3 protein-coding genes are annotated in these 1,981 nt (G+C 54.7%); all 3 read right to left on the bottom strand.

Going from position 1 to position 1,981, the window contains the following annotated elements; translation table 11 throughout:
* On the bottom strand, window positions 1-173 hold a 173-nt coding region (locus IJT02_08585), incomplete at its 3' end, for a hydroxymethylglutaryl-CoA lyase (protein MBQ7544983.1).
* Window positions 174-175: 2 nt separating this feature from the next.
* Window positions 176-1,024: a sugar phosphate isomerase/epimerase gene (locus IJT02_08580; protein MBQ7544982.1), complete on the bottom strand. Its 849-nt coding sequence runs from the start codon at window positions 1,022-1,024 to the stop codon at window positions 176-178.
* 77 nt (window positions 1,025-1,101) lie between these two features.
* Window positions 1,102-1,981 (bottom strand): shikimate dehydrogenase (locus IJT02_08575; GenBank protein MBQ7544981.1); only part of this gene is annotated, 880 nt, incomplete at its 5' end.

The raw sequence follows: 1,981 nt of genomic DNA, 5'->3' as shown, positions 1-1,981 counted from the left end.
GGGACTCTCTTGGGGTGCATGAACGAGCCGACCTCGATAACTTTGTAGCCTGCATCAATGAACCCGCGCAGGATTTCGATTTTCTGGTCGGTGTTGGGGTAAACTTTCTCGTTCTGAACGCCGTCCCTGAGTCCGACTTCGCAGATTGAGACTCTTTCGGGTAGATTCATCATGACTAGTCTATTCCGTTAGCGGCAAAGTATGCTTTTGCTACTTCAAGGCATCTTGCAGCGTGTCCGGGGTTTCCGCGTGCCTTAATCTCCTTCAGGTTGGGAAGCTCAATCGACAGCGGGATATTGGGCATTGCCTTAATCATGTCCGCAATCTTCACATCGCCTTCGCCGGGGTAGAATCTCGCCTCGCGTGCGGTGTACAGCATAAGGTCGTCCTTGATGTTGTCGAGTACGGTATCTTTGCACTCTGCGCCTTCGGGAGCGGGACCGTCGCACAGGTGGATGAAGTTGAAGTACTTGCGCGGAGTTCTGGCAAGCTCTGCACCGGTTACGCCTGCTCTGCCTGCGTGGAGGGTGTCGACCATGACGAACACGTTATCCCTGCCGAGGTCATCAATCAGGGTAATATCTTCCTGAAGATTCCTGACTCCAGCCCACGGGAGGAACTCAATGTTGAACTTCAGGCCGAATTCTTTGGCCATATCGGCGACTTTGCCGGCGGTATCGGTGTACCAAGCGCGGTCGCGTGTCCAGACGCTGCCCAGAACGTCAGTAGCTCCGAGTTTTGCGGCTGCCTCAAAAGCGGGCTTGTACACGTTGATATCGAGATCCTTGCGGATTCTGGCAAGCTCAATGTCCATCAGGGGCATATCGTATTCCTTGAGTGCCTTCTGGATTGCCGCGAAGAGTTCGGGGTCTTTCTGGGGCAGGAACTCGGGTTCGCCGGGAAGGTGCATCGGAATTGTGCGGAGGCTGACGGAGTCATAGCCTGCTTCTTTGGCGATCTTGATCTGGTTGACCGGGTCAACACCGGGAATTGTGAGGTAAGCTAACGAAAATTTGCGTGCCATAGTTTTTACTCCCTTCTGTTGTGTACAGACCCCCAGTCCCCCCTAAGCTAGGGGGGAAGAAAAGGGGGGTAATGTCCTTACTTTCCTGCGAGAATGTCCATGAGGGTCTGGCGCATGACATCCAGCGGAACAGCTTTCCCGCCCGTCCAGAGCTGAATCTGGCGCAGCCCCTGATACAGGGTCATTCCGAGTCCGTTGATGGTGGAGCAGCCTACTTCTGCGGCTTCCTTGAGGAATCTCGTTTCAGCGGGGTTGTAGGTTGCATCGAAGCACACGTGCGAGGGCTTGAGGTACTTCTTGTCAACGCAGGTGTACTGTTCTTTTCCGCGCATGCCGAGTCCTGAGAGATTGAGGACAACGTCAGTCTCCTCGAGGGCTTTGGCGATGGCTGCCTCGTCTGCTGACCTGATGGGTACGCACACGCCGGGGTAGAACTTGTTGATTTCTTCGCTGAGGGTCTCGCACATCTCTGAACGTGAGGAGATGTAGATTTTCTTTGCGCCCTCCTCCGCAAGCTCAAGACAGACACTCCTGCCCGTTCCGCCAGCTCCGAACGAGAACATAGTGTTACCCTTGATGACGCAGCCGTGCTCCTTGATGTCGCGAAGTGCGCCGTAGCCGTCAGTGTTGTAGCCGACGAGCTTGCCGCCTTCGGTTTTGACGACGGTGTTGGAGCTGCCGATCTTCTTGCACAGGGGGTCGAGGTCGTCGAGGTACTGCATGACGGCTTCTTTGTTGGGCTTGGTTACAGCGCAGCCCAAGAACGTGGGCATGTAGCGGATGCCGTCGATTATTTCCTTGAGGTGTGTGCTGTCTGCCTCGCAGTAACAATAGACCATGTTGAAGCCTGCGGCCTGATACGCTGAGTTCTGCATTCTAGCTGCGAATGACTGGCTCAGAGGCGTGCCGATGAGTGCGATAAGTCTGCTGTTAATATCAATCTGCATACTATTAACG

The sequence above is a fragment of the Synergistaceae bacterium genome, from assembly GCA_017450125.1.
GTDB lineage: Bacteria > Synergistota > Synergistia > Synergistales > Aminobacteriaceae > JAFUXM01.
The sequence above is the reverse complement of the archived record's forward strand: the minus strand, read 5'-3'. Positions and strand labels throughout refer to the sequence as shown.